19 protein-coding genes and 13 pseudogenes are annotated in these 25,986 nt (G+C 70.7%); 1 reads left to right on the top strand and 31 read right to left on the bottom strand.

Annotation, left to right across the window (positions count from 1 at the left end):
* Positions 1–36: 36 nt before the first annotated feature.
* From aroC to G5V59_RS03875, 27 genes and pseudogenes are all read right to left on the bottom strand, one after another.
* Positions 37–1,216, bottom strand: a pseudogene (gene aroC / locus G5V59_RS04005) (chorismate synthase).
* A 24-nt stretch (positions 1,217–1,240) separates the two neighbouring features.
* Positions 1,241–1,966, bottom strand: coding sequence for a prepilin peptidase (locus G5V59_RS04000; protein ID WP_278255680.1), 726 nt, complete (start codon positions 1,964–1,966; stop codon positions 1,241–1,243).
* 9 nt (positions 1,967–1,975) lie between these two features.
* Positions 1,976–3,190 (bottom strand): shikimate dehydrogenase, encoded by a 1,215-nt coding sequence (locus tag G5V59_RS03995; protein WP_278255679.1) that lies wholly within the window; start codon positions 3,188–3,190, stop codon positions 1,976–1,978.
* An 11-nt stretch (positions 3,191–3,201) separates the two neighbouring features.
* Entirely contained in the window at positions 3,202–3,894 is a 693-nt protein-coding gene (locus G5V59_RS03990) for an endolytic transglycosylase MltG (protein ID WP_278255678.1), read from the bottom strand.
* A complete protein-coding gene (ruvX, locus tag G5V59_RS03985) occupies positions 3,891–4,358 on the bottom strand; it encodes a Holliday junction resolvase RuvX (RefSeq protein ID WP_278255677.1) in 468 nt (155 codons plus the stop codon). The genes G5V59_RS03990 and ruvX overlap by 4 nt, the downstream gene beginning before the upstream one ends.
* Positions 4,355–4,681 (bottom strand): DHHA1 domain-containing protein, encoded by a 327-nt coding sequence (locus G5V59_RS03980; protein ID WP_278259619.1) that lies wholly within the window; start codon positions 4,679–4,681, stop codon positions 4,355–4,357. Before G5V59_RS03980 ends, ruvX begins: the two co-directional genes overlap by 4 nt.
* The gene (locus G5V59_RS03975; RefSeq protein ID WP_278259618.1) at positions 4,570–5,109 is read right to left on the bottom strand and encodes a hypothetical protein; all 540 of its coding nucleotides are present in this window, start codon (positions 5,107–5,109) and stop codon (positions 4,570–4,572) included. Before G5V59_RS03975 ends, G5V59_RS03980 begins: the two co-directional genes overlap by 112 nt.
* 328 nt (positions 5,110–5,437) lie before the next feature.
* A pseudogene (locus G5V59_RS03970) lies at positions 5,438–6,166 on the bottom strand (alanine--tRNA ligase-related protein); the annotation flags it as partial.
* On the bottom strand, positions 6,166–6,600 hold the full coding sequence (locus G5V59_RS03965; protein ID WP_278259617.1) for an alanine--tRNA ligase-related protein: 435 nt from the start codon (positions 6,598–6,600) through the stop codon (positions 6,166–6,168). The pseudogene G5V59_RS03970 and the gene G5V59_RS03965, both read right to left, overlap by 1 nt.
* A 191-nt stretch (positions 6,601–6,791) precedes the next feature.
* Positions 6,792–6,977 (bottom strand): annotated as a pseudogene (locus G5V59_RS03960) (alanine--tRNA ligase-related protein); the annotation flags it as partial.
* Positions 6,978–7,060: 83 nt separating this feature from the next.
* On the bottom strand, positions 7,061–7,288 hold the full coding sequence (locus G5V59_RS03955; RefSeq protein ID WP_278259616.1) for a DUF6167 family protein: 228 nt from the start codon (positions 7,286–7,288) through the stop codon (positions 7,061–7,063).
* A 606-nt stretch (positions 7,289–7,894) separates the two neighbouring features.
* Positions 7,895–9,257 (bottom strand): annotated as a pseudogene (locus tag G5V59_RS03950) (replication-associated recombination protein A).
* 36 nt (positions 9,258–9,293) lie between these two features.
* Positions 9,294–10,520, bottom strand: a pseudogene (locus G5V59_RS03945) (dipeptide ABC transporter ATP-binding protein).
* A gap of 9 nt (positions 10,521–10,529) precedes the next feature.
* Positions 10,530–11,613 (bottom strand): annotated as a pseudogene (locus tag G5V59_RS03940) (ABC transporter ATP-binding protein); the annotation flags it as partial.
* Between the two features lie 17 nt (positions 11,614–11,630).
* Positions 11,631–11,726: pseudogene (locus G5V59_RS03935) on the bottom strand (hypothetical protein); the annotation flags it as partial.
* 121 nt (positions 11,727–11,847) lie between these two features.
* A pseudogene (locus G5V59_RS03930) lies at positions 11,848–12,252 on the bottom strand (ABC transporter permease); the annotation flags it as partial.
* Positions 12,253–12,475: 223 nt separating this feature from the next.
* Positions 12,476–12,595, bottom strand: a pseudogene (locus G5V59_RS03925) (ABC transporter permease); the annotation flags it as partial.
* Between the two features lie 149 nt (positions 12,596–12,744).
* Positions 12,745–13,011, bottom strand: a complete 267-nt coding sequence (locus G5V59_RS03920) for a hypothetical protein (RefSeq protein ID WP_278255676.1) — start codon at positions 13,009–13,011, stop codon at positions 12,745–12,747.
* A gap of 59 nt (positions 13,012–13,070) precedes the next feature.
* Positions 13,071–13,418 (bottom strand): hypothetical protein, encoded by a 348-nt coding sequence (locus G5V59_RS03915; protein WP_341351125.1) that lies wholly within the window; start codon positions 13,416–13,418, stop codon positions 13,071–13,073.
* Positions 13,306–13,659, bottom strand: a complete 354-nt coding sequence (locus tag G5V59_RS03910; RefSeq protein WP_278255674.1) for a hypothetical protein — start codon at positions 13,657–13,659, stop codon at positions 13,306–13,308. Before G5V59_RS03910 ends, G5V59_RS03915 begins: the two co-directional genes overlap by 113 nt.
* Complete coding sequence (locus G5V59_RS03905; protein WP_278255673.1) at positions 13,656–14,489, bottom strand: ABC transporter substrate-binding protein; 834 nt, start codon at positions 14,487–14,489, stop codon at positions 13,656–13,658. The genes G5V59_RS03910 and G5V59_RS03905 overlap by 4 nt, the downstream gene beginning before the upstream one ends.
* 134 nt (positions 14,490–14,623) lie before the next feature.
* Positions 14,624–15,271 (bottom strand): ABC transporter permease subunit, encoded by a 648-nt coding sequence (locus G5V59_RS03900; protein ID WP_278255672.1) that lies wholly within the window; start codon positions 15,269–15,271, stop codon positions 14,624–14,626.
* Positions 15,272–15,762: 491 nt separating this feature from the next.
* Positions 15,763–16,824 carry an amino acid--tRNA ligase-related protein gene (locus G5V59_RS03895; protein WP_278255671.1) on the bottom strand — a complete coding sequence of 354 codons (1,062 nt, stop codon included), beginning with the start codon at positions 16,822–16,824 and terminating at the stop codon, positions 15,763–15,765.
* The gene (locus G5V59_RS03890) at positions 16,821–17,537 is read right to left on the bottom strand and encodes an amino acid--tRNA ligase-related protein (protein ID WP_278255670.1); all 717 of its coding nucleotides are present in this window, start codon (positions 17,535–17,537) and stop codon (positions 16,821–16,823) included. Before G5V59_RS03890 ends, G5V59_RS03895 begins: the two co-directional genes overlap by 4 nt.
* Positions 17,534–18,895: pseudogene (hisS, locus tag G5V59_RS03885) on the bottom strand (histidine--tRNA ligase). The gene G5V59_RS03890 and the pseudogene hisS overlap by 4 nt, the downstream one beginning before the upstream one ends.
* Positions 18,895–19,131 (bottom strand): MBL fold metallo-hydrolase, encoded by a 237-nt coding sequence (locus G5V59_RS03880; RefSeq protein WP_278255669.1) that lies wholly within the window; start codon positions 19,129–19,131, stop codon positions 18,895–18,897. The pseudogene hisS and the gene G5V59_RS03880 overlap by 1 nt, the downstream one beginning before the upstream one ends.
* Positions 19,131–19,538 carry an MBL fold metallo-hydrolase gene (locus G5V59_RS03875; protein ID WP_278259615.1) on the bottom strand — a complete coding sequence of 136 codons (408 nt, stop codon included), beginning with the start codon at positions 19,536–19,538 and terminating at the stop codon, positions 19,131–19,133. Before G5V59_RS03875 ends, G5V59_RS03880 begins: the two co-directional genes overlap by 1 nt.
* A gap of 252 nt (positions 19,539–19,790) precedes the next feature.
* Between G5V59_RS03875 and G5V59_RS03870 the strand changes: the two genes are divergently transcribed.
* A complete protein-coding gene (locus G5V59_RS03870; RefSeq protein WP_278255668.1) occupies positions 19,791–21,755 on the top strand; it encodes a DUF349 domain-containing protein in 1,965 nt (654 codons plus the stop codon).
* Positions 21,756–22,218: 463 nt separating this feature from the next.
* Here the strand turns inward: G5V59_RS03870 and G5V59_RS03865 are convergent.
* The 4 genes and pseudogenes from G5V59_RS03865 to G5V59_RS03850 form a co-directional block, all read right to left on the bottom strand.
* Positions 22,219–24,458, bottom strand: a pseudogene (locus G5V59_RS03865) (bifunctional (p)ppGpp synthetase/guanosine-3',5'-bis(diphosphate) 3'-pyrophosphohydrolase).
* Positions 24,459–24,585: 127 nt separating this feature from the next.
* A complete protein-coding gene (locus tag G5V59_RS03860; RefSeq protein ID WP_278255667.1) occupies positions 24,586–25,524 on the bottom strand; it encodes an adenine phosphoribosyltransferase in 939 nt (312 codons plus the stop codon).
* 119 nt (positions 25,525–25,643) lie between these two features.
* Positions 25,644–25,744: pseudogene (locus tag G5V59_RS03855) on the bottom strand (hypothetical protein); the annotation flags it as partial.
* A 25-nt stretch (positions 25,745–25,769) separates the two neighbouring features.
* A pseudogene (locus tag G5V59_RS03850) lies at positions 25,770–25,925 on the bottom strand (protein translocase subunit SecF); the annotation flags it as partial.
* Positions 25,926–25,986 lie beyond the last annotated feature (61 nt).

Genomic DNA, 25,986 nt, shown 5'->3' with positions numbered 1-25,986 from the left:
ATCAGGACCGCCCGCGGAGCGCTCACCGGACGCCGCTCACTTGTAGGGAAGCGTGTCGAGGTAGGACTGCACGTTGCGGCGGGTCTCGCCGATCGAGTCGCCGCCGAACTTCTCCAGCACCGCGTCGGCCAGCACCAGTGCCACCATCGCCTCCGCGACGATGCCCGCCGCGGGGACGGCGCAGACGTCGGAGCGCTGGTGGTGCGCGACGGCCTCCTCGCCGGTAGCCAGGTCGACGGTGCGCAGCGCGCGCGGGACCGTGGCGATGGGCTTCATCGCCGCCCGGACCCGGAGCACCTCGCCGGTGCTCATCCCGCCCTCGGTCCCGCCGGAGCGGTCCGTGACCCGGCGCAGTCCCTCGTCGGTCGGGACGATCTCGTCGTGGGCGAGCGAGCCCGGCGTGGCGGCGAGTCCGAAGCCGTCGCCGACCTCGACGCCCTTGATCGCCTGGATGCCCATCAGCGCACCCGCCAGGCGCGCGTCGAGACGGCGGTCCCAGTGCACGTGCGAGCCCAGGCCCGGCGGGAGACCGTGCACGACGACCTCCACGACGCCGCCGAGGGTGTCGCCGTCCTTGTGCGCCTGGTCGATCCTCTCGACCATCTGCTTCGACCCGTCGGCGTCGAAGCAGCGCACCGGGTCCTCGTCGAGGCGGGCCACGTCGTCGGCGGTGGGCAGGCTCCCGCGACGGCGTACGGACGCCGCCGATCTCCAGCACGTGGCTGACGATGCGAGCGCCGGTGGCCTGCTCGAGGAAGTTGCTCGCCACCCGGCCGAGCGCGACCCGGGCCGCGGTCTCCCGGGCCGAGGCGCGCTCCAGGATCGGGCGGGCGTCCTCGAAGTCGTACTTCTGCATCCCGGCCAGGTCCGCGTGGCCCGGGCGGGGGCGGGTCAGCGGCGCGTTGCGCGCCTGCTTCTCCAGGACCTCGGGCTCGACCGGGTCGGCCGACATGACCGTCTCCCACTTGGGCCACTCGGTGTTGCCCACCTGGATCGCGACCGGACCACCCTGGGTGCGGCCGTGCCGGATGCCGCCGGTGATCGTGACCGCGTCGGCCTCGAACTTCATCCGGGCACCGCGGCCGTAGCCGAGCCGGCGCCGGGCCAGCGAGTCGGAGATGTCGTCGGTCGTGACCTCGACGTGGGCCGGCAGGCCCTCCAGGATCGCGACCAACGAGGGGCCGTGGGACTCCCCCGCGGTCAACCAGCGCAACATGAGGGCAAGTCTCCCACGCGGCGCTCAGCCGCCCAGGACCCGTCCCACCACGACCGCCACGAGCGCCCCGAGCACCAGGAACGGGCCGTAGGGCACGCGGTGCTTCAGCGGTCCGCGGGCCTCGGCGCTGCGGATCGCCCGGCCGCGCACGAGCAGCGGCACGTAGGCCAGCACCGAGAGGAGCGCCGCCGCCAGCGCCGAGACGAGCAGCGCGCCGGGGCCGAGCGGCCCGAGGGCCAGCCCCAGCAACGCGCCCAGGCGTACGTCGCCGCCCGCCATCCCGGCCGGGACCAGGAACCGAATCAGGCCGTAGTAGCCGCCCAGGGCCAGGAAGCCGATCACGGCGCTCAGCAGGACGTGCGGCTCACCGAGCGCCGCCGCGGCGACGCCGACCAGCACCGCCACGACCAGCCAGGACGGCCGGATCAGGCGCGAGGGGAGGTACCAGGTGACGTAGTCGATCACGGTGAGCGCGCAGCAGACCGGCACCAGGAACAGCAGCCAGACCAGTGCCCAGGCCCAGCCCAGGGTGAGGCCCAGGACCGCGCCGGCCAGGGCACAGGCCACCGCACAGCGCAGGGCGAGGCCGGGGCGGGCCGCCAGCACCGCGAAGGGCACGTGGTCGGGGAAGTCCGCCGGGTTCTCCTCCGGGTTCGCCTCCGGCTCCGGGCACCACGCGATCAGCCGCGGCACCGCGAGACCGCCCAGCACGCCCACGAGCGCGCCGACGAGGGCAGGGAGGACGTGCACCCGGCGAACCTATCGGCTCGCGAGCGCCTGCTCGCCCGCCGTGCGCATGCGATCCAGTGGCCCGTTGTGACCAGTGAACTGCGCGAACTGGAGCACCGCCCGGTGCACGAGCAGGTCCAGCCCGGACACGAGGGCCTGACCGCGCGCGGCCGCGGCGGCCGCCAGCGGCGAGGGCCAGGGGTCGTAGACCACCTCGAAGACGACGGCGCTGCCGCAGGTCGCGGCCACCAGGCCCTCGGTCTGGGCCGCGACCGGGATGGTCGAGACGACGATCTCGCCGACCACGGCCGCCCCCTCCAGCGGGAGCACGTCGACCTCGAGCCGCGGGTCGCGGAGCAGCGCCCGCACCGTCTCCTCCGCGCGGCTGGGGTCCCGCGCCAGCAGCCGGATCGTGCGCACCCCGAGGTCCGCCAGGGCCAGGCCCACCGAGGCCGCCGTCGCACCGGCACCGACGACGGTCGCCACACCCGCCGGTCCGGCGTATCGCTCCCGGACGGCGGCGACCGCCCCCGGCAGGTCGGTGTTGTCGGCCGCCCATCCCTCGGCGGCGCGGACCAGCGTGTTGGCGCCGCCGGCCAGCGTCGCCCGCTCGGTGACGCTGTCCGCCAGGGCCAGCGCCTCGCGCTTCAGCGGCGCGGTGACCGAGAGCCCGCCCCACTCCGGCCCGAGCCCGGCCACGTGCGCGGCGAGCGTGCCCGCGGGGACCTGCACGGCGTCGTACCGGGCATCGAGGCCGAGCGCGGCGTAGCCCGCGCGGTGCAGCACCGGGGACAGCGAGTGGGCGACCGGGTCGCCCACCACGCCGTACCGCCGCTGCTCAGCACTCGTCATGGGTGCGGCAGTACTCCTTGAGCCGGTTGACCGCCGCGTTGTGCTCGGCGAGCGTGGTCGAGAAGACCGTGGTCTCGTTCTCGTAGTCCGGCACGAAGAAGAGCCAGCCTGCCCTGCGCCGGGTTGAGCGCGGCCTCGATCGTCTCCTTGCCGGGCGAGCCGATCGGCCCCGGCGGCAGGCCGGTGTGCTTGTAGGTGTTGTAGAGCGACTCGCTGTCCCGCTCGGCGGGGGTCGTCCACACGTCGCCCTTGCGCTTGCTGACGTAGGAGACCGTCGAGTCCAGTCTGCAGGGCCATCTTGTCGTCGAGGCGGTTGTAGATCACCCGCGCGACCTTCGGGTAGTCCGCGCTCCGGTTGGCCTCGTACTGCAGGATGCTCGCCACCGTGATCACCTGGTGCGGCGTCAGGCCCAGGCTTTGCGCGCGCCCGCGGTGATGCCGAGGTCCTTCTCCGCGGCCGCGGTCTGCGCGACCATCTGGCTGAGCAGGCTCTTCGGCGTGGTGCGGTCGTTGATCTCGTACGTCGCGGGGTACAGGTAGCCCTCGGGATTGCCCGCCGCCTCCGCCGGCAGCCCGATGCTGGCCGGGTTGGCGAGCAGGTCGGTGGTTCGCTTCTCGGTGAAGTCGGTCTTCTTCTCGATCGCGTCGACGATCTGCCCGACCCGGGCGCCCTCGGGCACGGTCACCGTGTTGCCGGCGCCGGCGTTCTTCGGGTCCGCCAGGAAGGCGACGGCGTCGGCGGCTTTCATCTGCTTCTTCATCTGGTACGTCGCGGCCTGGATCGACTGCGACTTCGCGTTCTTGCCCGCGGCGTCCACGAAGGCGTCGGAGGACGCGACGACGTCCAGGCCCTCGAGCCGGTCGCCCATCGAGCGGATGCTCTGGCCGGGGTCGATGACCACCGTCACCGCGCCGGCGCCGGGGCCGGCGTAGTCCTCGGGCCCGGCGAACATGTCCTTGACGTCGGAGATCGCCCCGCGGGCGAACCACGCCACGATCGCGCCGAACAGCAGCGCGACCAGCATGACCGGCAGGCAGCCCGAGCGCCGCTTCCGGGAGCGCCGGCGACCCGGCTCCGGCAGGACCGACTCAGTCATTCGTCTCCTCGACCTTGGGTGGGACCAGGCTCGCCCGGAGGGCGGCCGGACGCTCGCTCGGTGTCCAGCGCGTTCTGCAGGATCACGACGGCCGCGACCTGGTCGACCACGGCTCGTTGCTTCGCACCCTTGCGCTGGTCGCGCAGCATAGCCGTCGCAGTCACGGTGGTGAGCCGTTCGTCGACCAACCGCACCGGGAGCGGGGCCACCCGACGCGCCAGGCGCGCCGCGAACTGCCGCGTCTTCACCGCCGCCGGCCCCTCCCCGCCCGCGAGCGAGCGGGGCAGGCCGACGACGATCTCGACGGCCTCCTCGGCCGTCGCGATCTGGTGCAGGCGGCGCAGGTCGCCCTTGCCGCGTCGTACCGTCTCCACGGGGGTGGCCAGCACGCCGGACGGGTCGCTGCGGGCGACACCGATCCGGGCGTCGCCGGGGTCCACACCGAGGCGGACTCCGTGCCTCACGCCGATACGACCGCCGCGGTCACGGCGGCCAGCGCCTCGTCGATCCGGGTCACGTCGGTGCCACCGCCCTGGGCAAGGTCGGCCTTGCCGCCGCCCTTGCCGTCGAGGAAGGGCGCCGCCGCGCGGACCAGGTCGCCGGCCGCGAGGCCGCGGGCCTGCGCCGCGTCGTTGAGCGCCGCCACGATCGCGGCCTTGCCGTCGGCTGCTCCGATCAGGACCACGGCCGCAGGCGCGTCGCCGCCGAGGCGGGCGCGGACGTCGGTCGCCAGCGTGCGTACGTCGCCACCGCTGGCCCCGTCGAGGCGCTGAGCGACCAGGCGCACGCCCCCCACGTCGGTCGCGCCCGCGGCGAGCGCGGCACCGCCGGAGAGCAGCCTGCGCGAGGCGGACCTTCTCGATCTCCTTCTCGGTCTGCTTGAGCCGCTCGACGAGGTCGCCCACCCGCCCGACGATGTCGTCGGGCTGGGTCTTGAGGAGCGTGGAGAGGCTGGTTCACGACGTCCCGCTCGCGGGCGAGGTAGGAGAAGCCCTCGACGCCGGTCAGCGCCTCGATCCGGCGGTTGCCGGAGCCGACGCTGGACTCGCCGGTGACCACGATGGTGCCGATCTGGCTGGAGTGGTCGACGTGGGTGCCACCGCAGAGCTCGCGCGACCAGGGGCCGCCGATCTCGACGACGCGGACCTTCTGGTCGTCGTAGGTCTCGCCGAAGAGCGCGAGCGCGCCCCACTCCTTGGCCTGGCTCAGCGTCATGTACTCCCAGCCGACCGGCAGGTCCGCCCGCAGCGCGTTGTTGGCGACGTGCTCGATCTCGTGGACCTGGTCGGGGCTCAGCGCGTTGAGCCAGCCGAAGTCCAGGCGCAGGTAGCCCGGGCGGTTGTAGGACCCGGACTGCAGCGCCGTGGGGCCCAGCACCTCGCGCAGGGCCGCGTGGATCACGTGCGTGCCGGAGTGGGCCTGGCGAGCGCCGGTGCGCCACTCCGGGTCGACCCGGGCGTGCAGCAGCGCCGCCTCGGCCGGCAAGCTCGCCGTCGACCACCCGGACCTGGTGCACGACGAGACCGCGCACCGGGCGCTGCACGTCGAGCACCTCGAGCGTGCCGCCCTCGAACTCGATGACCCCGGCGTCGGCGGCCTGGCCACCGGACTCGGCGTAGAACGGGGTGCGGTCGAGGACCAGGCTCGCCGATCTCGCCGTTGGCGAGAGCCGTGACCGCAGCGCCCTCGCGCAGCAGCGCCAGCGGGCGGGACTCGGTCTCCAGCGTCTCGTAGGCCAGCCACTCGGTCGGGCCGTAGGCTGTCGAGGATCGTGCGGTAGACCCCGGTGTCGGCGTGCTGGCCCTTCTTCGCCCGCGCGTCCGCCTTGGCCCGCTCCCGCTGCTCGCCCATGAGCCTGGCGGAAGCCCGCCTCGTCGACGCTCAGCCCCGCCTCGGCCGCCATCTCCAGGGTCAGGTCGATCGGGAAGCCGTAGGTGTCGTGCAGCGCGAACGCCTTGTCGCCGGCGATCGTGCTGGCGCCGGACTTCTTCACCTCGCCCGCGGCGAGGTCGAAGATCTGGGTGCCGGCCTGAAGGGTCTTGCGGAAGGCCTCCTCCTCGGCGAAGGCGACCTGGGCGATCCGGTCCCAGCCGGTGACGAGGCTCGGGGTAGGCTCTCCCCCATCCGGTCCCGGGAGACCGGCAGCAGGCTCGGGCAGGGCCGGGTCCTGGTAGCCCAGCAGGCGCATGTTGCGCACCGCGCGGCGCAGCAGGCGGCGCAGCACGTAGCCGCGGCCCTCGTTGCCCGGCGTGACGCCGTCACCGATCAGCATCAGCGAGTCTGCGGACGTGGTCCGCGACGACCCGGAACCGTACGTCGTCGACGTGCCCGTCCGTCGTGCCGGAGCCGTACTTCTTGCCGCTCAGGCTCCTGGGCCTTCTCGATGACCGGGAAGACGGAGTCGATCTCGTAGAGGTTCTGCTTGCCCTGCAGCAGGTAGGCCACCCGCTCCAGGCCCATGCCGGTGTCGATGTTCCTGCTCGGGAGCGGGCCGGCGATGTCGAAGTCGTCCTTGGCCCGGACCGCGCTGAGCTCCTCCTGCATGAAGACCAGGTTCCAGATCTCCAGGAAGCGGTCCTCGTCGGCGTCGGGGCCACCGTCGGGGCCGAACTCCGGGCCGCGGTCGACGTAGATCTCGCTGCAGGGGCCACCGGGGCCGGGGACGCCCATGCTCCAGTAGTTGTCCTTGAGCCCGCGCGGCTGGATGCGCTCGTCCGGCAGCCCGGCGATGCTCTTCCACAGCCTGGCGCGCCTCGTCGTCCTCCGGCAGCACCGTCACCCAGATCTTGTCCGGGTCGAGGCCGAGGCCGCCCTCGGCCTGGGCGCCGGTGACCAGGCTCCCAGGCGTACTGGATGGCGCCCTCCTTGAAGTAGTCGCCGAAGGAGAAGTTGCCGTTCATCTGGAAGAACGTGCCGTGCCGCGTGGTCTTGCCGACCTCCTCGATGTCGAGGGTCCGCACACACTTCTGCACGCTCGTCGCGCGCTGGAAGGGCGGGGTCTCCTGGCCGAGGAAGTACGGCTTGAAGGGCACCATTCCGGCGTTGACGAAGAGCAGGTTCGGGTCGTCCAGGAGCAGCGACGCCGAGGGCACGACGGTGTGCCCGCGTGCCTCGAAGTGCGCCAGGAACCGGTTGCGGATCTCCGCGCTGCTCAGGTACCGGTCACTCATCGGTGTTCCTCTTCTCTCTCCGTCAGGGCGGCCACCGGGGCCGTCATGGTGCTGCGTGCGCCAGCCTCCAGAGCGCGGTAGCGCTCCCGCAAGTGTGTTTCGGCGTCCGCCCGGCCCTGGGCGACCTCGTCGGCGAACAGCCGCGCTCCCAGCACCACCGCGTTGACCCGGTCGCGCATGCCGTCGGGCGTGAGGGCCTCGGCCAGGCGTCGTACCTTGACCATGCCGTAGACCCCGGCCGCGGCACCGGCCACGAACACCACACCGGACCTGATCACGACGACACCTCGACGCCGGCGCGCTGGCGGTCCGCGAGGTCGCGGCGGGCGGCCTTGAGCAGGAGCTTTGCGCTGCTTGCGCGAGCGCTTGACCTCGCGCTTCATCTCGAAGCGGATCCGGTTGCGCACCTCCGGCGAGAGCGCGCGGCGCAGCCCGGCCGCCAGCGCGGCGGTCTTGATGACCGACTCGCGCACCAGGATGTCGGCGAACAACGGCGCCGGTACGACGCGCGCGGGCGTGCGCGGCCCGCGGTCCTGGCCGAGGTCGGTGATGAGGTACTCCCGGTCGTCCACGACCGCCACCGGCACCCGCTGCCGCGTCTCCACCGCCGAGGTCTGCGTCCGCAGCCGCGACTCCAGCCCGGCGAGCCTGCTCGCGCAGCGCGTCCGCGTCGCTCGCCGCGGCGTCCAGCAACGCCTCGGTCTGCTGCCGCGAGCGACGGAGCGAGTGCTGCAGGCCCAGGACGGCGGCCGCGAGGACCACCAGGGCGAGGAGGGTCACCACAGCCAGCCAGTCGGGCACGACGAGGTGGGCGGTCACGATCGACAAGCCTACTTGCCGCGGATGATGCGGCGAATCCGCTCCCACCGTTGCTTGACGGCCGCCTCGGCCCCGAGCTCGGTGGGCCGGTAGTACGCCGCGTCCTTGACCACGTCCGGGGCGTACTGCTGCTCGGCCACCCCGTAGGGCGCGTCGTGGGCGTAGACGTAGCCCACGCCATGCCCCAGGCCCTTCGCCCCGGCGTAGTGCGCGTCGCGCAGGTGCGGCGGGACGTTGCCGATCTTTCCGGCGCGCACGTCGGAGATCGCCTCGCCGATCGCGGTGGTCACCGCGTTGGACTTCGGGGCCACCGCGAGCGCGATGGTCGCGTGCGCCAGGGTGGTTTGCGCCTCCGGCATGCCGATCAGCCTGCACGGTCTGCGCGGCGGCGACGGCGGTGGTGAGCGCGGCCGGGTCGGCGAGGCCGATGTCCTCGCTCGCCAGGATCATCAGCCGCCGGGCGATGAAGCGCGGGTCCTCCCCCGCCTCGATCATCCGCGCCAGGTAGTGCAGGGCGGCGTCCGCGTCGGAGCCGCGCACCGACTTGATGAAGGCGCTGACCACGTCGTAGTGCTGGTCGCCGTCACGGTCGTAGCGCACCGCCGCCTGGTCGGCGGCCGTCTCGGCCGTCTCCACGTCGATCGTCGTGCTGCCCTTGGAGCGTGCCGCGCCGGCGGCGGCCTCCAGGTAGGTCAACGAGCGCCGCGCGTCACCGCCGGCGAGGCGAACGATGTGCTCGCGGGCGGCGTCCTCCGACCCAGGCTCGCCTGCCAGGCCGCGCTCGTCGCTCACCGCGCGGTCGAGCACCTCGCCGATGTCGTCGTCGGTGAGCGACTGCAGGCGCAGCAGCAGGCTGCGCGAGAGCAGCGGCGAGATGACGCTGAACGACGGGTTCTCGGTCGTCGCTGCCACCAGGGTCACCCACCGGTTCTCGACGCCCGGCAGCAGCGCGTCCTGCTGCGCCTTGCTGAACCGGTGCACCTCGTCGACGAAGAGGACGGTCTCCTCCCCCGTCGCCACCAGGCTGGCGACGGGCGCTGTCGATCGCTGCCCGCACCTCCTTGACCCCCGCCGAGACGGCCGAGACCTCCACGAAGCGCCGGCCGGTCTGCTGGCTGATGATCGAGGCGATCGTCGTCTTGCCCGTGCCCGGCGGCCCCCACAGCAGCAGCGAGAGCGACTGGTCGCCCTCCACCAGCCTGCCGCAGCGGCGAGCCGGGCGCGCGCAGGTGCCCCTGCCCGACCAAACTCGTCGAGACCCTGGGGCCGCATCCGGACGGCGAGCGGTGCCGCCGCGTGCGCGGCGTCCGTCAGGGACCCACCGGACGGCGCGCTCCGCGACGACGGGGTGTCGAAAAGCCTGGGGCTCGTCATCCACGGCGTCGAGCCTAGGCGGTGGTGCCGCGAGGACTACGCCCGGCCGATGGACTTGTTGTCGAGGTCGAACCAGGTGTCGGCGTACCCGGGCTGCTCGACGAGGTCCGTGCTCGGGCTGGCGCCCGGGTCCGGCCGGCCCTCGACGTCCACGCCGAGGAGACCGGTCGTCAGCGGCTCCCGCGGCGTCTCGCCGAGACGGCCCGGGAAGTGGCAGGCGACCTTGTGCTTGCGGCCGATCTGCAGCAGCGGCGGCTCGTGCCGGGCGCAGATCTCCTGGGCGATCGGGCAGCGGGTGCGGAACCGGCAGCCGGACGGCGGGTCGATCGGGCTCGGCACGTCGCCCTGGAGCCGGATCCGCTCGATCCGGCCGCCCGTCGCCGCCTGCTTCACGTCGGGCACGGCGGACAGCAGCGCCTGCGTGTAGGGGTGGTGCGCGTTGCCGTAGATCGACTCCCGGTCACCGATCTCGACGATCTTGCCGAGGTACATGACCGCGATCTCGGGGCAGAAGTGCCGCACGATCGCGAGGTCGTGGGCGATGAAGAGGAAGGCGACGCCGAACTCGCGCTGGATGTCCTGGAGCAGGTTGATGACCTGCGCCTGGATCGACACGTCGAGCGCGGAGACGGGCTCGTCGGCGACCAGGAGCCTTGGGCTGCAGGGTCAGCGCCCGGGCGATGCCGATGCGCTGCCGCTGGCCGCCGGAGAACTCGTGCGGGTAGCGGTTGTAGTGCTCCGGGTTGAGACCGACGATCTCCAGCAGGCTCCTGGACGCGGCCCAGGATCTTGTCCTTCGGCAGCACCTTGTGGATCGCCAGCGGGGCGCCCACGATCGAGCCGACCGTCTGTCGCGGGTTCAGCGAGGTGTAGGGGTCCTGGAAGATCATCTGGATCTCGCGCCGCAGCGGCTTGAGGTCCTTGGCGCTCGCCTGCGCGATGTCCTCGCCCTCGAACCGGATCGCGCCGGCCGTCGGCTTGTAGAGCCGGGTGATCAACCGCCCGGTCGTGGACTTGCCACAGCCGGACTCGCCCACGAGGCCGAGCGAGGTGGCCTCGGCCACCTGGAAGGAGACACCGTCGACGGCCTGGACCTGGCCGACCGTACGACGGATCAGGCCGGGCGACTTCACGGGGAAGTACATGCGCAGCCTGGTCGACCTCGAGGATCGGCTTGGCGTCGACGGGTGCCACGGCGGCGGCACTCCCCTGGACGCGGACCACGGCCTCGCCGTCGCCAGGGTTGATGGTCTCGTTCGTCATCACAGGCTCCTTGGCGAGGTCCGGAGCGATCTCCGGCAGGACCTCGGTGGCGTAGATCGCGTCCGGGTTCGGCAGGTGGCACCGCTTGGTGTGGTGCGCTCCGCGCTGACCGGGCTCCAGCAGCGGGAGCTCGGTGCGGCACAGGTCGCCAGGCACCTTGTCGCGGTGCGGGCAGCGCGGGTGGAAGGAACAGCCGGACGGCGGGTTCAGCAGGCTGGGCGGGTTGCCGGGGATCGGCACCAGACGGGCCCCGGTGTCGCCGGAGAGGTCCGGAACACTGGAGAGCAGGCCCCACGTGTAGGGCATCTCCGGGTGGGTCAGGATCTCCTTGCACGGGCCGTGCTCGACCGCGCGGCCGGCGTACATCACCAGCACGTCGTCGGCCATCTCGGCCACGACACCCAGGTCGTGGGTGATGATGATGATCGCCGAGTTGAACTCGCGCTGCAGGTCCTGGAGCAGGTCGAGGATCTGGGCCTGGACGGTCACGTCGAGCGCCGTGGTCGGCTCGTCGGCGATGAGCAGGTTCGGGTCGTTGATCAGGCCCATCGCGATCATCGCGCGCTGCCGCATGCCACCGGAGAACTGGTGCGGGTAGTCGTTGACGCGGCGGTCCGGGTTCGGGATGCCGACCCGGTCGAGCATCTCGATCGCCCGCTGCTTCGCTGCCTTGCGGGAGACGGTGTGGTGCACCCGGTAGGCCTCGGCGATCTGGTTGCCGACCGTGTAGTACGGGTGCATCGCCGACAGCGGGTCCTGGAAGATCATCGCGACGTCACGACCGCGGCGCTTGCGCATCTCGTCCCAGGCTGAGGCTCAGCAGGTCGACGTCGTTCATCAGGATCTCGCCGCCCATCTGGGCGTTGGTGCCGTGGTGCAGGCCCATGATCGCCATGCTGGACACCGACTTGCCGGAGCCGGACTCGCCGACGATGCCGAGGGTCTTTCCCGCCTCGAGGTCGAAGGTGAGCCCGTTGACGGCCTTGACCAGGCCGTCACTCGTCGGGAAGTGGACCTGCAGGTCGCGCACCGACAGCAGCGGTCCGGAGGTGCCCGCCGGGGTGCCGGCGGTGGAGGGTGAGGTGGTGGACATCTCGGAAGGTATTCCTCTCAGCCCAGCCGCACGCGCGGGTCGATCACGGCGTACAGCAGGTCCACGATGATGTTGGCGAGGATGACGAACGCCGCCAGCAGGATGACCAGGCCGACGGTCGTCGGGAGGTCGAAGTCCTGGCTGGCGCGAACGGCGAGCCTTGCCCATCCCGGGGTAGTTGAAGACGGACTCGGTGATGATCGCCCCGCCCATCAGGCCGGCGAAGTCGAGGCCAGCCATGGTCACGATCGGCGTCAGCGCGGCGCGCAGCGCGTGCTTGAACGTGACCGTGCGCTCCGGCAGGCCCTTGGCGCGGGCGGTACGGACGTAGTCCTCGTTGAAGGACTCGATCACGTACGACCTCGTCATCCGGACGTAGGCGGCCATGAAGAACACGGCAAGGGTGATCGCGGGCAGGGTGAGGCTGCTGAGCCAGCCGCCCACACCGCCCTCGGCGATCGACATGTAGCGCGGGATCTCGGTGAGCCCCCACTTGATCGCGACGAACTTGTAGAGCAGGAGCCCGACGAAGAAGGTCGGGAAGGCATAGACGATCAAGGACAGCCCGACCAGACCGCGGTCGATGATCGTGCCCTTCTTCAGGGCGGCGATCACTCCGAGCAGCACGCCGCCGACCATCCACAGGACGAAGGCGGAGATGGCGAGGGAGAACGAGACGGGGAAGGTCTGCTTGATCAGGTTGGTGACGGTGTCGCCGCGCTCGCGCGAGTAGCCGAGGCAGGGCGCGTCGCAGCGCACGATCGTCTGCGGAGCGGTCTCGCGCAGGCTTGGGGTCGTCGGGGAAGTCGCGCCCGACGAAGACGCCCTTGGCGAAGTCCGCCCACTGGTTCATGAAGGGGTCGTCGTAGCCCATCGCGGCAGCGGTCTCCTTCTTCTGCGCCGCAGAGCAGTTCTTGCCGCAGATGAAGTTCTCCTGGTCGATGGGCGACAGGAAGAACAGGGCGAAGGTGACGATGCTCATCACGATGAGCATGATCACGCCGGCGAAGAGCCGGCGGATGACGTACGCGAGCACAGAAGACCTCGAAAGAGACGAAGACGGCCGGTGGGCACGGACAGTCGGGGGCCGCCGATGGGGCGACCCCCGACTGTCTTGGTGTTAGAGCAGGATCACTTCTCCACGCCGATGACGGCGAGGTCGGCGTAGCCGTTCACCGACACGTTGTTGGAGTAGCCGGTGACCTTGCCGCCGTGCAGGAAGTTGAAGATCGAGATCTCCAGCGGGATGTAGGCGACATCCTCACCCAGCTTGGCGTCGACGGCGGCCCACTTGTCAGCAGCAGCGTCGAGGTCGGTCTCGGCGTACGCGTCGTCGATGAGCCTTGTTGACCTCTTCACCACCCTTGTAGTTGCCGTAGTCGTTGCCGTTCGAGTCACCGGTCAGGTTGATCCGGCTGTCGAACAGCGGCGGGATGACGGTGCCGACGGACGGCCAGTCAGCACCCCAACCACCCCAGGTGACGTCGAAGTCGGCGTCCGGCTTCTGGATCACGGAGTAGTAGGTGTCCTCCAGCGGGTCCAGACTCGGTCTGGAAGCCGGCCTTGTCCCAGGTGGCCTTCAGCGCGGAGGCCTGCTTGTCGGAGGTGGGGGTGCCACCGGAGTAGGTGAACTTGATCTTCACCGGCTTCGGGGCCGAGCACTTGGCGAGCGCGGCCTTCGCGCCGTCGACGTCACCGGAGGCCGGGAGGTCGGCGAACGACGGGTTCGACTTGTAGCCGGGCACGTTCGGGTTGACGACCGAGTCGGTGGCCTTGAAGTAGTTCTCGCCACCACCGGCCTTGATCCAGCCGGCCCGGTCGGTCGCGAGCCTTCAGCGCCTCGCGGCAGTTGGCGTCCTTGAACACCGGCGAGTTGAAGTTCGGCACGACGTAGTCGACGTACGGCGACTCGACCTGCGTGTAGCGGTCGCCGGCCTCGTCCTTGCGGCTGAACAGCGCCGGCGGGAGACGACGCTCGGTCACGGCGTACTGCGCGTCACCGGAGTCGGCGAGCAGCCTGCTCGGCGATGGCCTCGTCGGTGTCACCCTCGCGGAAGTCCCAGGCTTGTCCGGGAACGCCTTGCGGATCGGGTCCGAGCCTGGCGTCCCAGTTGTCGTTGCGGACGAACTTGCCGCCAGTGCCTTCCTTCCAGCCTGCCCTCCATCTTGTAGGGGCCGTTGGAGATGACGACGAAGTTGTTGGCGTCGCCCTTGTCGAGGTCCTCGCGGTACGGGTCCATGTAGCGCAGCGAGGCGACCGACTGCGGGAAGTCCGGCCACGCCTTCTTGAACCGGTAGGTGATGGTCTGGCCGTCGCAGGTGACCGCCTTGTCGAAGTCGGCCTGGCCGGTCTTCTTGTAGGGGCCCTTGTAGGCGGGCAGGCCGTCCTTGCCGGACGGGACGTCGAGGTAGGTGAACAGGTAGTTCGCCGGGCCGCCGATGATCACGTCGGTGGCGAAGTTGCGGGAGGCGCCGTACTTGAAGTCCTCACACGTGATGGCCTTGCCGTCCTGCCACTTGACGCCGTCGCGGACCGTGAACTTCCAGGTCTTGCCGCCGTCGTCGGTGGTGCCGGTGTCCGTCGCGAGGTCGGCGACCGGGGTGGTGCCTTCCTTCGGGTCGTTGGTGGCCGGGTAGGCCACCAGGCTGCGGTAGAACAGGCGGCCCGAGTTGTTCAGGTCGCGACCGATGTACATCCGCTGCGGGTCCCAGTGCTCGACGTTGCGAGGCCCGATGAGGAAGATGGCGTCGCCACCCTTCTCGGCCTTGCTGCCACTGCCGTTGTTGTTGCCGCTATCGCTGCCCCCGCCGCACGCGGCGAGCGTGGCCGCGAGCGCGGTGGCCGCGACCGCGGCCAATGGCTTCTTGTAGGCCATTCAACTATCTCCTTTTTCCGGTGAGGGGCGCCGGCCCGGCCGGCGCCCTCAGCGCTCCGCGTCCCGAATGTCGGCAGCGCGCTGGGTCTGTGGGTTATCGGTGCGACTTGGGGTCCAGGGCGTCGCGGACGCCGTCACCGACGAGGTTGAACACCACGACGATGAGGGCGAGCAGGATCCCCGGGAGGAAGAAGTACGTCGGGTCCGCGCTGGTGTAGCTGACGGAGTCGGACAGGATGTTGCCCAGCGTCGGCGTCGGCGGCTTGATGCCGACACCGAGGAAGTTGAACGCGGCCTCGGCGGAGATGTAGGCGGGCACCAGCAGCGTCACGTAGACCAGGACGGGCGCCCAGACGTTGGGCAGCACCTCCTTGAAGTACAGCCGCGAGCGGGACGCGCCGAGCAGCCTTGGCCGCCTCGATGAACTCCCGCTCCCGGATCGAGAGCACCTGGCCGCGCACCACGCGGGCGATCGGCGGCCACCCGAAGACCGCCAGGATGATGATCACGAAGAACCCGTTGGACAGGTCGGCGTTGCCGAAGAAGCCCAGCCCGGGGAACTCCGAGACGTTGTTGCGCAGCATCAGCACCACCGGGCCCGAGAGCGCCAGCAGCATCATCGTCTGCGGGAAGGACAGCGTCAGGTCGATGATCCGGCCGACGACGGCGTCCACGATGCCGCCGGAGAAGCCGGCGACGATGCCGAGGACCGCCCCGATGATGACGGTCAGGATCGTGCCGGTGATCGCGATCGTCAGCGACGAGGTGATGGCGAGCATCATCCGGGCCAGGAGGTCGCGACCCAGGCCCGGGTCGATCCCGAACGGGTGGCTCCAGGCTCACTCCGCCGAGCGCGCCCTTCGGGACAACGCCGTCGTCGGAGAGCAGGTCCTGGTGCGTCTCGTTCGGGCTGAGCACCCCGGTCGCGACCAGGATCGGCGCAGCGATGGCGCACAGGATGATCAGCGCGGTGAAGATGAACGAGATCATCGAGAGCTTTGTCCGCGCGGAACCGCGCGATGGCCAGCCTGGGTGGGAGACCGTCCGGCGACCTTGACGACGGAGTCGTCCTCGACCGGAGTGTCAGTCTCGTGGATCTCCAGCTCGGAGCCCGGGATCGTCATCTTCACCTCGTCGACGCGCTGTCACGGATGGCGCGGGTCACATCGACCCGGCGCCGTCCGAGACACTAGGCGCACACGTGGCGCCAAAGCGATAGCGACGCGGTAACGGTTTGGTCTCGACGGTCGGGAAAACCTTCCGGCACGACCGGTCAGCCCTTGGTTTCGTCCTCCGGGCGCGCGTCGACACCGGCTTCCTTCCGCTGCTCCGCCGTGATCGGCGCAGGAGCGGCGGTGAGCGGGTCGTAGCCGCCACCGGTCTTGGGGAAGGCGATGACGTCGCGGATGGAGTCCGTGCCGGCCAGCAGGGCCACCACGCGGTCCCAGCCGAACGCGATGCCGCCGTGCGGGGGCGCGCCGTACTTGAACGCCTCGAGCAGGAAGCCGAACTTCTCCTCGGCCTCCTCCGTGCTGATGCCCATCACCTCGAAGACCCGCTTCTGGATGTCCTCGCGGTGGATACGGATCGAGCCGCCACCGATCTCGTTGCCGTTGCAGACCATGTCGTAGGCCCACGCCAGCGAGCCCCCGGGGTCGCTGTCGAAGGTCTCCAGGTCCTGCGGGCTGGTGAACGCATGGTGCACGGCCGTCCAGGCTCCGCCGCCGACCGCCACGTCGCCGGCCGCGGTGGCCTCGTCCGCCGGCTCGAACAGCGGGGCGTCGACGACCCACAGGAAGCTCCAGGCGTCCTCGTCCAGCAGACCGGTACGACGCCCGATCTCCAGGCGCGCGGCGCCCAGCAGGGACCGGCTGGACTTCACCGCACCGGCACCGAAGAAGATGCAGTCACCCGGCTTCGCGCCGACGTGCGCGGCCAGGCCGGCCTTCTCCTCGTCGGTGATGTTCTTCGCGACCGGGCCGGTGAGCTCGCCGTCCTCCTGGACCAGCACGTAGGCGAGACCGCGCGCGCCGCGCTGCTTGGCCCACTCCTGCCACGCGTCGAGCCTGCTTGCGCGGCTGGCTGGCACCGCCGGGCATGACCACGGCACCGACGTACGGGGCCTGGAAGACGCGGAACGGGGTGTCCTTGAAGTACTCCGTGCACTCGACGGGTCTCCAGGCCCATCCGCAGGTCCGGCTTGTCCGAACCGTAGCGGGCCATCGCGTCGGCGTAGGTCATCCGGGGCATCGGCAGCGGGAGGTCGACACCGATCAGGCTTCCACAGGGCGGCGGCGATCTCCTCGCCCAGGGCGATCACGTCGTCCTGGGTCACGGAGCCTCATCTCGATGTCGAGTCTGGGTGAACTCCGGCTGCCGGTCGGCGCGGAAGTCCTCGTCGCGGTAGCAGCGCGCGATCTGGTAGTAGCGCTCCATGCCGGCGACCATGAGCAGACTGCTTGAACAGACTGCGGGCTCTGCGGCAGGGCGTACCAGGCTGCCCGGCTTCAACCGCGCCGGTACGACGAAGTCGCGCGCGCCCTCGGGCGTGCTGCGGGTCAGCGTCGGGGTCTCGATCTCCACGAAGTCGTGCGCGTCGAGCACGGCACGCGCCGCACGGTTGACCTTGCTGCGCAGGCGGATCGCGTTGCCCGGCTCGGTCCGGCGCAGGTCGAGGTAGCGGTGCTTGAGCCGCACCTCCTCCCCCACGTCGACGTGGTCGCTGATCGGGAAGGGCAGCGGTGCCGCGGCGCTGAGCACCTCGACCTCGGCGGCGACGACCTCGACCTCGCCGGTGGCGAGGTTGGGGTTCTGCATCCCGTCCTTGCGGGCGGTGACCTCGCCGGTGACCTTGAGGCAGTACTCCGCGCGCAGGCTGTGCGCGACCGCCTCGTCACGGATCACGACCTGCACCACGCCACTGGCGTCGCGCAGGTCGATGAAGGCCACTCCCCCGTGATCGCGCCGGTTGGCCACCCACCCGGCGAGGGTGACGGTCTGGCCGACGTGCTCGGCGCGGAGTGCGCCGGCGTCCTGGGTGCGGATCACGAGGATTCCCCTTCAGTGGTGGTTGCGGTGGTGGTGACGACCTGCGGGCGCAGGTCCTGGGACGGAGGCTGCCACGTCGCCGGATCGGCGGCGACCTGGTTTCCGGAGCGGATGTCCTTGACCTCGCCGCCGAACCAGACGTACGGGATGCCGCGCCGTTCGGCGTGGCGGATCTGCTTGCCGAACTTGGCCGCGCTCGGCGCGACCTCGCACGGGACGCCGTTGCCGCGCAGGGCCGTGGCGATCGCGTCGGCCTCGCCGCGGGAATCCTCGTCGGCGACCGCGACCAGCACCACGCTCGGCACCGAGCGGTCGGCGGTGAGCGCGCCGCGCTGGACCAGCGGCACGAGGACCCGGCTCACGCCGAGAGAGATCCCCACGCCGGGGTACGTCGTGCGCCCGTCGGTCGCGAGGGCGTCGTACCGGCCCCCGGAGCAGATCGAGCCCAGCGACTCGTAGCCGTCGAGGCGGGTCTCGAAGACCGTGCCGGTGTAGTAGTCGAGCCCCCGGGCGATCGAGAGGTCCGCCTCGATGCGCGTGGTCGCCGTGGCGAGCGGGGCGCAGGCGCGGACCAGGGTGGCGAGCTCGTCGAGGCCCTCGTCCAGGAGCTCGTGGCGCACGCCGAGGGCGCGCACCTGCTCCACGAAGCCGTCGTCGGTGGCGCGGATCGTCGCCAGGGCGAGCGCCTTGTCCGCCTGCTCGGCGCTGACGCCGGCCTCGGTGAGCAGCAGGCTCGCGGACCTTCGCGGGGTCGAGCTTTGTCGAGCTTTGTCGACCGGGCGCATGACCTCGTCGGTGCCGTCGCCGTCGATGCCCAGGCCGGCGTAGAAGCCCTGGATCAGCCTTGCGGTTGTTGACCTGGAGGCGGAAGCCCGGCAGGAAGGTCAGCCGCGAGAGCGCCTCGAGCATGACCCGGGCGACCTCGACGTCGTGGTGGAAGGGCAGCGTGTCGCGTCCGACGATGTCGATGTCGGCCTGGGTGAACTCGCGGAAGCGGCCCTCCTGCGGCCGCTCGCCGCGCCAGACCTTCTGCACCTGGTAGCGGCGGAAGGGGAACTCCAGGCTTGCCGGCGTTCTCCAGGACGTAGCGCGCGAAGGGCACGGTCAGGTCGAAGTGCAGGCCGATGCCGGCGTCCTTGCTGCCCTCCTCCTGGAGGCGGCGCAGGACGTAGACCTCCTTGGAGGTGTCGCCCTTGCGCAGCAAGCTTGGTCCATCGGCTCGACCGCGCGGGTCTCGATGTTCGCGAAGCCGTGCAGGCTCGAAGGTGCGCGCCAGTGTCGCGACGACCTCCTGCTCGACGTAGCGCTGGGCAGGCAGGGAGCTCGGGGAACCCGCTGAGCGGGGTGGGCTTGGCCATCACAGACCCCGCGTCACGCGGCCGGCGTCGCCGGAGTCGAGCAGGTCGAGCAGGAACGGGTTCGTCGCGCGCTCGCGACCGATCGAGGTCTGCTCGCCGTGGCCGGGCAGCACGACGATGTCGTCGGCCAGCGGGAGCACCTTGCTCGCGAGCGAGCGCAGCATCTTCTGGTGGTCGCCACCGGGCAGGTCGGTGCGCCCGATCGAGCCCTGGAAGAGCAGGTCGCCGGAGAACATCACCTCGGAGATGTCCGGCCCGTCAGGAGCCTCCCACGGCGTGCGGAAGGTGACCGATCCCTCGGTGTGCCCCGGGGTGTGGTCGACCACGAAGCGCAGCCCGGCGAGTCTCGAGCTCGGCTCCGTCGCCCAGGCTCGGCCACGTCGTCCGGCTCGGTGAACTCGTAGTCGCCGCCGAGCAGCATGCTGGCGCTCTCCTTGGAGATGCCGGCCATCGGGTCGGTCAGCAGGTGGCGGTCGCCGGGGTGGATCCACGCCGTGGCGTCGTAGGCGCCCGCGACCGGGGTGACGGACCACATGTGGTCGATGTGGCCGTGGGTGAGCAGCACCGCGACCGGCTTGAGCCTGTGCTCGCGGACCACGTCGGCGACGCCCGGCGCGGCGTCCTTGCCGGGGTCGATGACCACGCACTCGGAGCCCGGTCCGGTGGCCGCGACGTAGCAATTGGTGCCCCACGGTCCGGCGGGGAAGGCGGCGATCAACACCGAGCCAGCCTAGTGGCTGCCGCCCGGCAGGGACGCAGCCAGGTGCGTGCGCGGCGTGCGGGGCGGGCGGCGATCTTCGGGCGGCAGCCACGAGGGCCGAGGAGTCTTTGACTAGCATGGCCCACTGTGACTACCTCTGACTGGGGCCGCGTCGGCGACGACGGAACCGTCTACGTGAAGACAGCCGACGGCGAGCGAGCGGTCGGGCAGATGCCCGACGCCTCACCCGAGGAGGCCCTGGCGTTCTACACCAAGCGCTACGACAACCTGGCGCTCGAGGTGGACCTGCTGCACAAGCGGGTGCTCACCGGTGTGCTCTCGCCCGAGGAGGCGCTCTCCTCGGTCAGGCTGGTGCGTGAGCAGGCTCGACGACGTGAACGCCGTGGGCGACCTGCCCGCCCTGAGCCGCAAGGCTCGACGAGACTCGGCCCGGTCATCGCCAGCCAGCGCGACGCCCGCCGCGCCGCCAAGGCCCAGCGCGTGGCGGATGCCCGCGGCGCCAAGGAGAAGCTCGCCGACGAGGCCGAGAAGATCGCGGGCGGTCGCGACTGGCGCAACGGCGCCAACCGCCTGCGCGAGCCTGCTGGAGCAGTGGAAGCAGGCTGCCCCGCATCGACAAGGCCGCCGACGACGAGCCTGTGGAAGCGGTTCTCCTCGGCGCGCTCGGCGTACACCAAGGCGCGCAAGGCGCACTTCGCCGAGCAGGACGAGCGCCGTGACGGCGCCCGGGTGATCAAGGAGCGCCTGGTCAAGGAGGCCGAGGCGCTGGCCGGATCCACCGACTGGGGCCCGACCTCGGGCCGCTACCGCGACCTGATGCGCGACTGGAAGGCCGCGGGCCCGGCACCCAAGGCCGTCGACGACGCACTGTGGCAGCGCTTCCGCGGCGCCCAGGACACCTTCTTCGGTGCCCGCGACGCGGCCAATGCGGCGCTCGACAGCGAGTTCGCCGCGAACGCCGAGGTCAAGGAGGGCCTGCTGGTCGAGGCCGAGGCGATCCTCGCCCCGCTCGCCGAGACCGGTGACCTCGCCGCGGCCAAGGCCGCCTTCCGCGAGGTCGCCGAGAAGTGGGACGCCGCCGGCAAGGTCCCGCGCGACCGGATCAAGGACCTCGAGGGCCGCATGCGCGCCGTCGAGCAGACGATCCGCAAGGCCGAGGACGAGCAGTGGCGCAAGTCCGACCCGGAGAAGTCCGCGCGCGCCGACGACATGGTCTCCAAGCCTGGAGGCCGCGATCGCCGAGGCCGAGGCCAAGGCTCGAGGCAGCCCGCACCCGCGGGGACGCCAAGAAGGTCCGCGAGCCTGGAGGAGAACCTCGAGGGGCGGCGCTCGTTCCTGGAGATGGCGCGACGGGCCTCCGCCGAGTTCAGGCTGAGGGTTGTAGGAATACCCGCTTCAGCGGGGATTCCTACGGTTCTTGACCGTTGCAACGGTCAGGAACCGCAAGAAAACGTCAAGAACCCGGAGCCCTACGCCGGCCTCCGGCGCATGCGATCAGCCTTGACGACGCCGAGAAACCTCCGGATCCGGTGCTCCAGAATTCTGGGGTCCGCGAGATCGGACCACATGATCCGGAAGCATCGCCAGCCCGTGATCTCCTGCACGACACTCTCGCGCCGCTTCTCCCGGATCACCGCATCAGCCTGCCGTCTCGCCCTGGCGAAGGTACCTCTCGTACTTCGATCGACCGTCAAACTCGAACCAGCAGCCGAGGTCCGGCAGGGCGAAGTCGAGGCGAGCGATCTCCTCGCCGCCGTCGCACACTCGATACTGCGGCTCCGGCCTTGGGAGGCCGTGCCGGTAGAAGAAGTGGAGCGTTCGGCTCTCTCCGACCGACTCGACCCGTGCGTCGGCGAGGCGGAGCACCATCGACGTCGCGAGCGAGTGGGGCCAGTACTCGATCGAGCCCTCGTACCGGGCACGGAGATCCTCGATCGCGAAAGCTCCTGCGTGCAGGAAGTAGTTCGCGGTCACCAATGCCACTTCGCTCGACCCCAGGAGCGACACTTCCAGAGTGGTGCGACACGGCGACATCACCGAGTGGCCGTGGACGTCGATGACGTCGCCAGGGAGAAGGACCCCCGAGTGCCGGCGGACGCCGGACTCACGCCGACCCGCGAAGTCTGTCGCTTCGGGTGAGGTGCACTTCTGAGAGATCGAAGCCCCAGAGGGGCGCGTCGTAGAACGGCAAGGCGGAGGTGTGGCTGAGCACGACCTCCGTGTGCGCCTGGAGGTACGCCGCCCGGCAGGTCACCGCGTAGCGCTGCTCGGGGCCGAGGAGTCTCCACGACGGACCATCGGCGTACGCGCCACGACGTGGCCGCGCCATCGTGCCGTGCGCGACGGCTGCTGCCAGCGCTCGATCGCTGTAGCCAGCAGCGATGAGTTCCGTGTCGTTGGGCGACCGGGAGGAGCCGCGCGTCGTCGGCTGAGATTTGCATGTCGCCCACGCTCCCCGACCAGGACGCGTCCCACGCCTGTGAACTGCCGGCTGTGGATAACGGCGGTGGGGGTTCTTGACCTTCTCCTGCGGTTCTTGTCCGTTGCAACCCTCAAGAACCGTGGGAATCCCCCGGTAAGCGGGGATTCCTGCAGCCCGAACTCAGTGGGTCACGCGGTAGGCGTCGAACACGCCGGGCACCGTGCGGACGGCCGCGAGGACGGTGTCGAGGTGCTTGGCGTCGGCCATCTCGAAGGTGAACCGGGACTTGGCGACCCGGTCCCTCGAGGTGGTCAGGTTCGCCGACAGGATGTTCACGTGCGCGTCGGAGAGCACCATCGTGATGTCCGAGAGCAGCCGGGAGCGGTCCAGCGCCTCGACCTGGATGTTGACCAGGAAGGTCGACTGACCGGTCGGCGCCCACTCGACGTCGACCAGGCTTCTCCGGCTGGGAGAGCAGGCTCGCGGCGTTCGTGCAGTCCTTGCGGTGCACCGACACGCCGCCGCCCTTGGTGACGAAGCCGAGGATCGTGTCCGGCGGCACCGGCGTGCAGCACTTGGCGAGCCTTGACCCACACGTCGGGCGAGCCGGTGACGATGACGCCGGCGTCGCCGCTCGTGGGCCGGCGCGGCCGGCCGCGGCGGCCGGTGATGGTGACCGCCTCGGCGAGGTCCTCCTGGGCGCCCTCGTCACCGCCGTGGAGACCCGATCACCTTGCGTACGACGCTCTGCGCACCCAGGTTGCCCTCCCCCACGGCGGCGTACAGCGCCGTGACGTCGGCCAGCCGGAAAGCGCCGGCGACCAGGGACAGCGAGTCGTGGGTCAGCAGCCGCTTGAGGGGCAGGCCCTCCTTGCGCATCAGCCTGGCGATCTCGTCCTTGCCGCGCTCGATCGCCTCTTCGCGCCGCTCCTTGGTGAACCACTGGCGGATCTTGGAGCGCGCCCGCGGCGACTTCACGAAGTTCAGCCAGTCCCGGGAGGGGCCGGCACCCTCGGCCTTGGAGGTGAAGACCTCCACGACGTCGCCGTTCTCCAGGGTCGACTCCAGCGGCACCAGACGGCCGTTGACCCGGGCGCCGATGGTGCGGTTGCCGACCTCGGTGTGCACGGCGTACGCGAAGTCGACCGGGGTCGAGCCGGACGGCAGCGCGATCACGTCCCCGCGCGGGGTGAAGACGTAGGTCTCGGCCTGGTTGATCTCGAAGCGCAGCGACTCCAGGAACTCGCCCGGGTCCTCGACCTCGCTCTGCCAGTCGAGCAGCCTGGCGCACCCAGACTCATGTCGTCGAGATCGCCGGGCCTGTCGGTGTCGTTGCCGGCCCGGCCGTCCTCCTTGTACTTCCAGTGCGCCGCGACGCCGTACTCCGCGCGGCGGTGCTGGGCGAAGGTGCGGATCTGCATCTCCACCGGCTTGCCCTGCGGGCCGATCACCGTCGTGTGCAGCGACTGGTACATGTTGAACTTCGGCATCGCGACGTAGTCCTTGAACCGGCCCAGGACAGGGTTCCACCGCGAGTGCAGGACGCCCAGGACGCCGTAGCAGTCCCGGTCCTCCTCGACGAGGATGCGGATGCCGACCAGGTCGTAGATGTCGGAGAAGTCGCGGCCTCCGACGATCATCTTCTGGTAGATCGAGTAGTAGTGCTTCGGCCGCCCGGTCACGGTGGCCTTGATCTTCGCCTCGCGCAGGTCCTTCTCCACCTGGGAGATCACCTCGGCGAGGAAGGAGTCCCGCGAGGGCGCACGCTCGGCGACCATCCGCACGATCTCGTCGTAGATCTTGGGGTGCAGGGTCGCGAACGCGAGGTCCTCCAGGCTCCCACTTGATGGTGTTCATGCCCAGCCGGTGCGCCAGCGGAGCGTAGATGTCGAGGGTCTCGCGGGCCTTGCGCTCCTGCGTGGAGGGCTTCACGAAGCGCAGCGTGCGCATGTTGTGCAGCCGGTCGGCCAGGCTTGATCACGAGCACCCGGATGTCGCGCGACATCGCCACGATCATCTTGCGGATCGTCTCGGCGTTCGCCGAGTCGCCGTAGACCACCTTGTCGAGCCTTGGTCACCCCGTCGACGAGCAGCGCCACCTCGTCGCCGAAGTCGCGGCGGCACTCCTCCAGCGTGTACGGCGTGTCCTCCACCGTGTCGTGCAGCAGCGCGGCCACCAGGGTCGGCTCGGTCATGCCGATGCCGGCGAGGATCGTGGTCACCGCGAGCGGGTGGGTGATGTAGGGATCGCCGCTCTTGCGCATCTGCTGCGCGTGCAGGCGCTCGGCCGTGACGTAGGCCCGCTCGATCAGCGCGAGGTCGGCCTTCGGGTGGTTCGCGCGGACCACCCGGAAGAGCGGCTCGAGGACCGGGTTCGAGGCCTGGCTGCGGTTGCCCATCCGGGCCAGCCGGGCGCGCATGCTGCGTCCGCCGGACGACTCGGAGGCGACCGGCGGCGGCGCAGGCTCCACCCGCGGTGCGGCGCGGGGTGGGGTGCGCTCCTCGGTCATTGGCCCAGTCTAGTGACGTGCCCGAACGCTCAGAGCGTCAGGAGCACCGAGGCCGGCACGTCACCGAGGTGCCGGCGCCCGTCGAGGAAGCCGAGACTCCATGAGGAAGGCGAAGGCTGCGGTCTCCCCGCCGCAGGCGCGGACCAGGCTCGTCGGTCGCACGCGCGGTGCCTCCGGTCGCGAGCACGTCGTCGATGACCAGCACCCGCTCCCCCGGTGCGATGGCGTCCTGGTGCAGGCTCCAGCACCGCCTCGCCGTACTCCAGGGAGTAGGCGACGCGGTGCGTGTCGTGGGGCAGGCTTTGCCCGCCTTGCGGACCGGCACGAAGCCGACACCGAGCGCCAGGGCGACCGGTGCGGCGAGGATGAACCCGCGGGCCTCCATGCCCAGCACCTTGTCCACCGCGGTCGCGCCGCTCGCGTCACGACCTGCCTCGGCGAGACCGTCGACCACCGCGGCGAAGCCCCCGGCGTCGGCGAGCAGCGGGGTGATGTCCTTGAAGACGATCCCCGGCTCGGGGAAGTCCGGAACGTCGCGGATCAGCCGGGTGAGCGCCGCGACCGCCCGCTCGGTCGCCGGCGCTTCGCCCACGACTACTTCTTCCCGCGCTTGGAGCGGGTCTGGCGCTGCGGCTGCTTGCGGCCCGAGTCTGCCGCTGTCGTTGACCGGGCGCGCGGCCGTGGGCACGTTGCGGCCCTTGCCGGTCGCGTCCTGGGAGGGGGTACGACGCGGGCGCTCCTCGACGAGGATCTCCTCGCCCTCGGCGAGCTCCGCCGGCTCCTCCAGGTCCTGGCCGTCGGCGGTGACGACAGGGTCGTCGTCCTTGAAGACCGGCACGGCGGCGTACCGGTCGGCGAGGGCGCGCTGCTTGGCCTTGGCCCGCTTGGCCTGGGCCTGCGTCTCGCTCTCCTGCATCTTCAGGTGCACCAGCACGCGCGGGGCGAGCATCACCGAGGAGTAGACGCCCACGCCCATGCCGACGAACTGCGCCAGCGCGAGGTCCTGCAGGGAGCTGGCACCGAGCCTGGACGGCGCTGACGTAGAGGATCGCGCCGATCGGGATCAGCGCGACGATCGAGGTGTTGATCGAGCGGACCAGGGTCTGGTTGACCGCGAGGTTCGCCGCCTCGGCGTACGACTGGGTGTTCTTGCGCAGGCTGGCCGGTGTTCTCCTTGATCTTGTCGAACACCACAACCGTGTCGTAGAGCGAGAAGCCGAGGATCGCGAGCAGGCCGGTGACCGCCGCGGGCGTGACCTGGAAGCCGGACAGGGCGTACACGCCGACGGTCAGCATCACGTCGTGGATCAGCGCGATCAGCGCCGCGACCGACATCCGCCACTCGCGGAAGTAGCCCCAGATGAAGAGCACGACCAGGACGAGGAAGATCGCGACGCCGGTGAGCGCCTTCTTGGCGACCTCCTGGCCCCAGGCTCGG

The organism is Nocardioides convexus, assembly GCF_011090295.1.
The sequence above is the reverse complement of the archived record's forward strand: the minus strand, read 5'-3'. Positions and strand labels throughout refer to the sequence as shown.

Bases quoted from the DNA above. Each gene is read 5' to 3' on its own strand.
- G5V59_RS03905 (WP_278255673.1), bottom strand. From the start codon at position 14,489: ATGGCCTACAAGAAGCCATTGGCCGCGGTCGCGGCCACCGCGCTCGCG.
- G5V59_RS03990 (WP_278255678.1), bottom strand. From the start codon at position 3,894: ATGACTGAGTCGGTCCTGCCGGAGCCGGGTCGCCGGCGCTCCCGGAAG.
- G5V59_RS03900 (WP_278255672.1), bottom strand. From the start codon at position 15,271: ATGATGCTCGCCATCACCTCGTCGCTGACGATCGCGATCACCGGCACG.
- G5V59_RS03955 (WP_278259616.1), bottom strand. From the start codon at position 7,288: ATGGTCAAGGTACGACGCCTGGCCGAGGCCCTCACGCCCGACGGCATG.
- G5V59_RS03975 (WP_278259618.1), bottom strand. From the start codon at position 5,109: ATGACGCTGAGCCAGGCCAAGGAGTGGGGCGCGCTCGCGCTCTTCGGC.
- G5V59_RS03880 (WP_278255669.1), bottom strand. From the start codon at position 19,131: ATGTTCTCCGGCGACCTGCTCTTCCAGGGCTCGATCGGGCGCACCGAC.
- G5V59_RS03860 (WP_278255667.1), bottom strand. From the start codon at position 25,524: ATGGGCGTGGGCGTCTACTCCTCGGTGATGCTCGCCCCGCGCGTGCTG.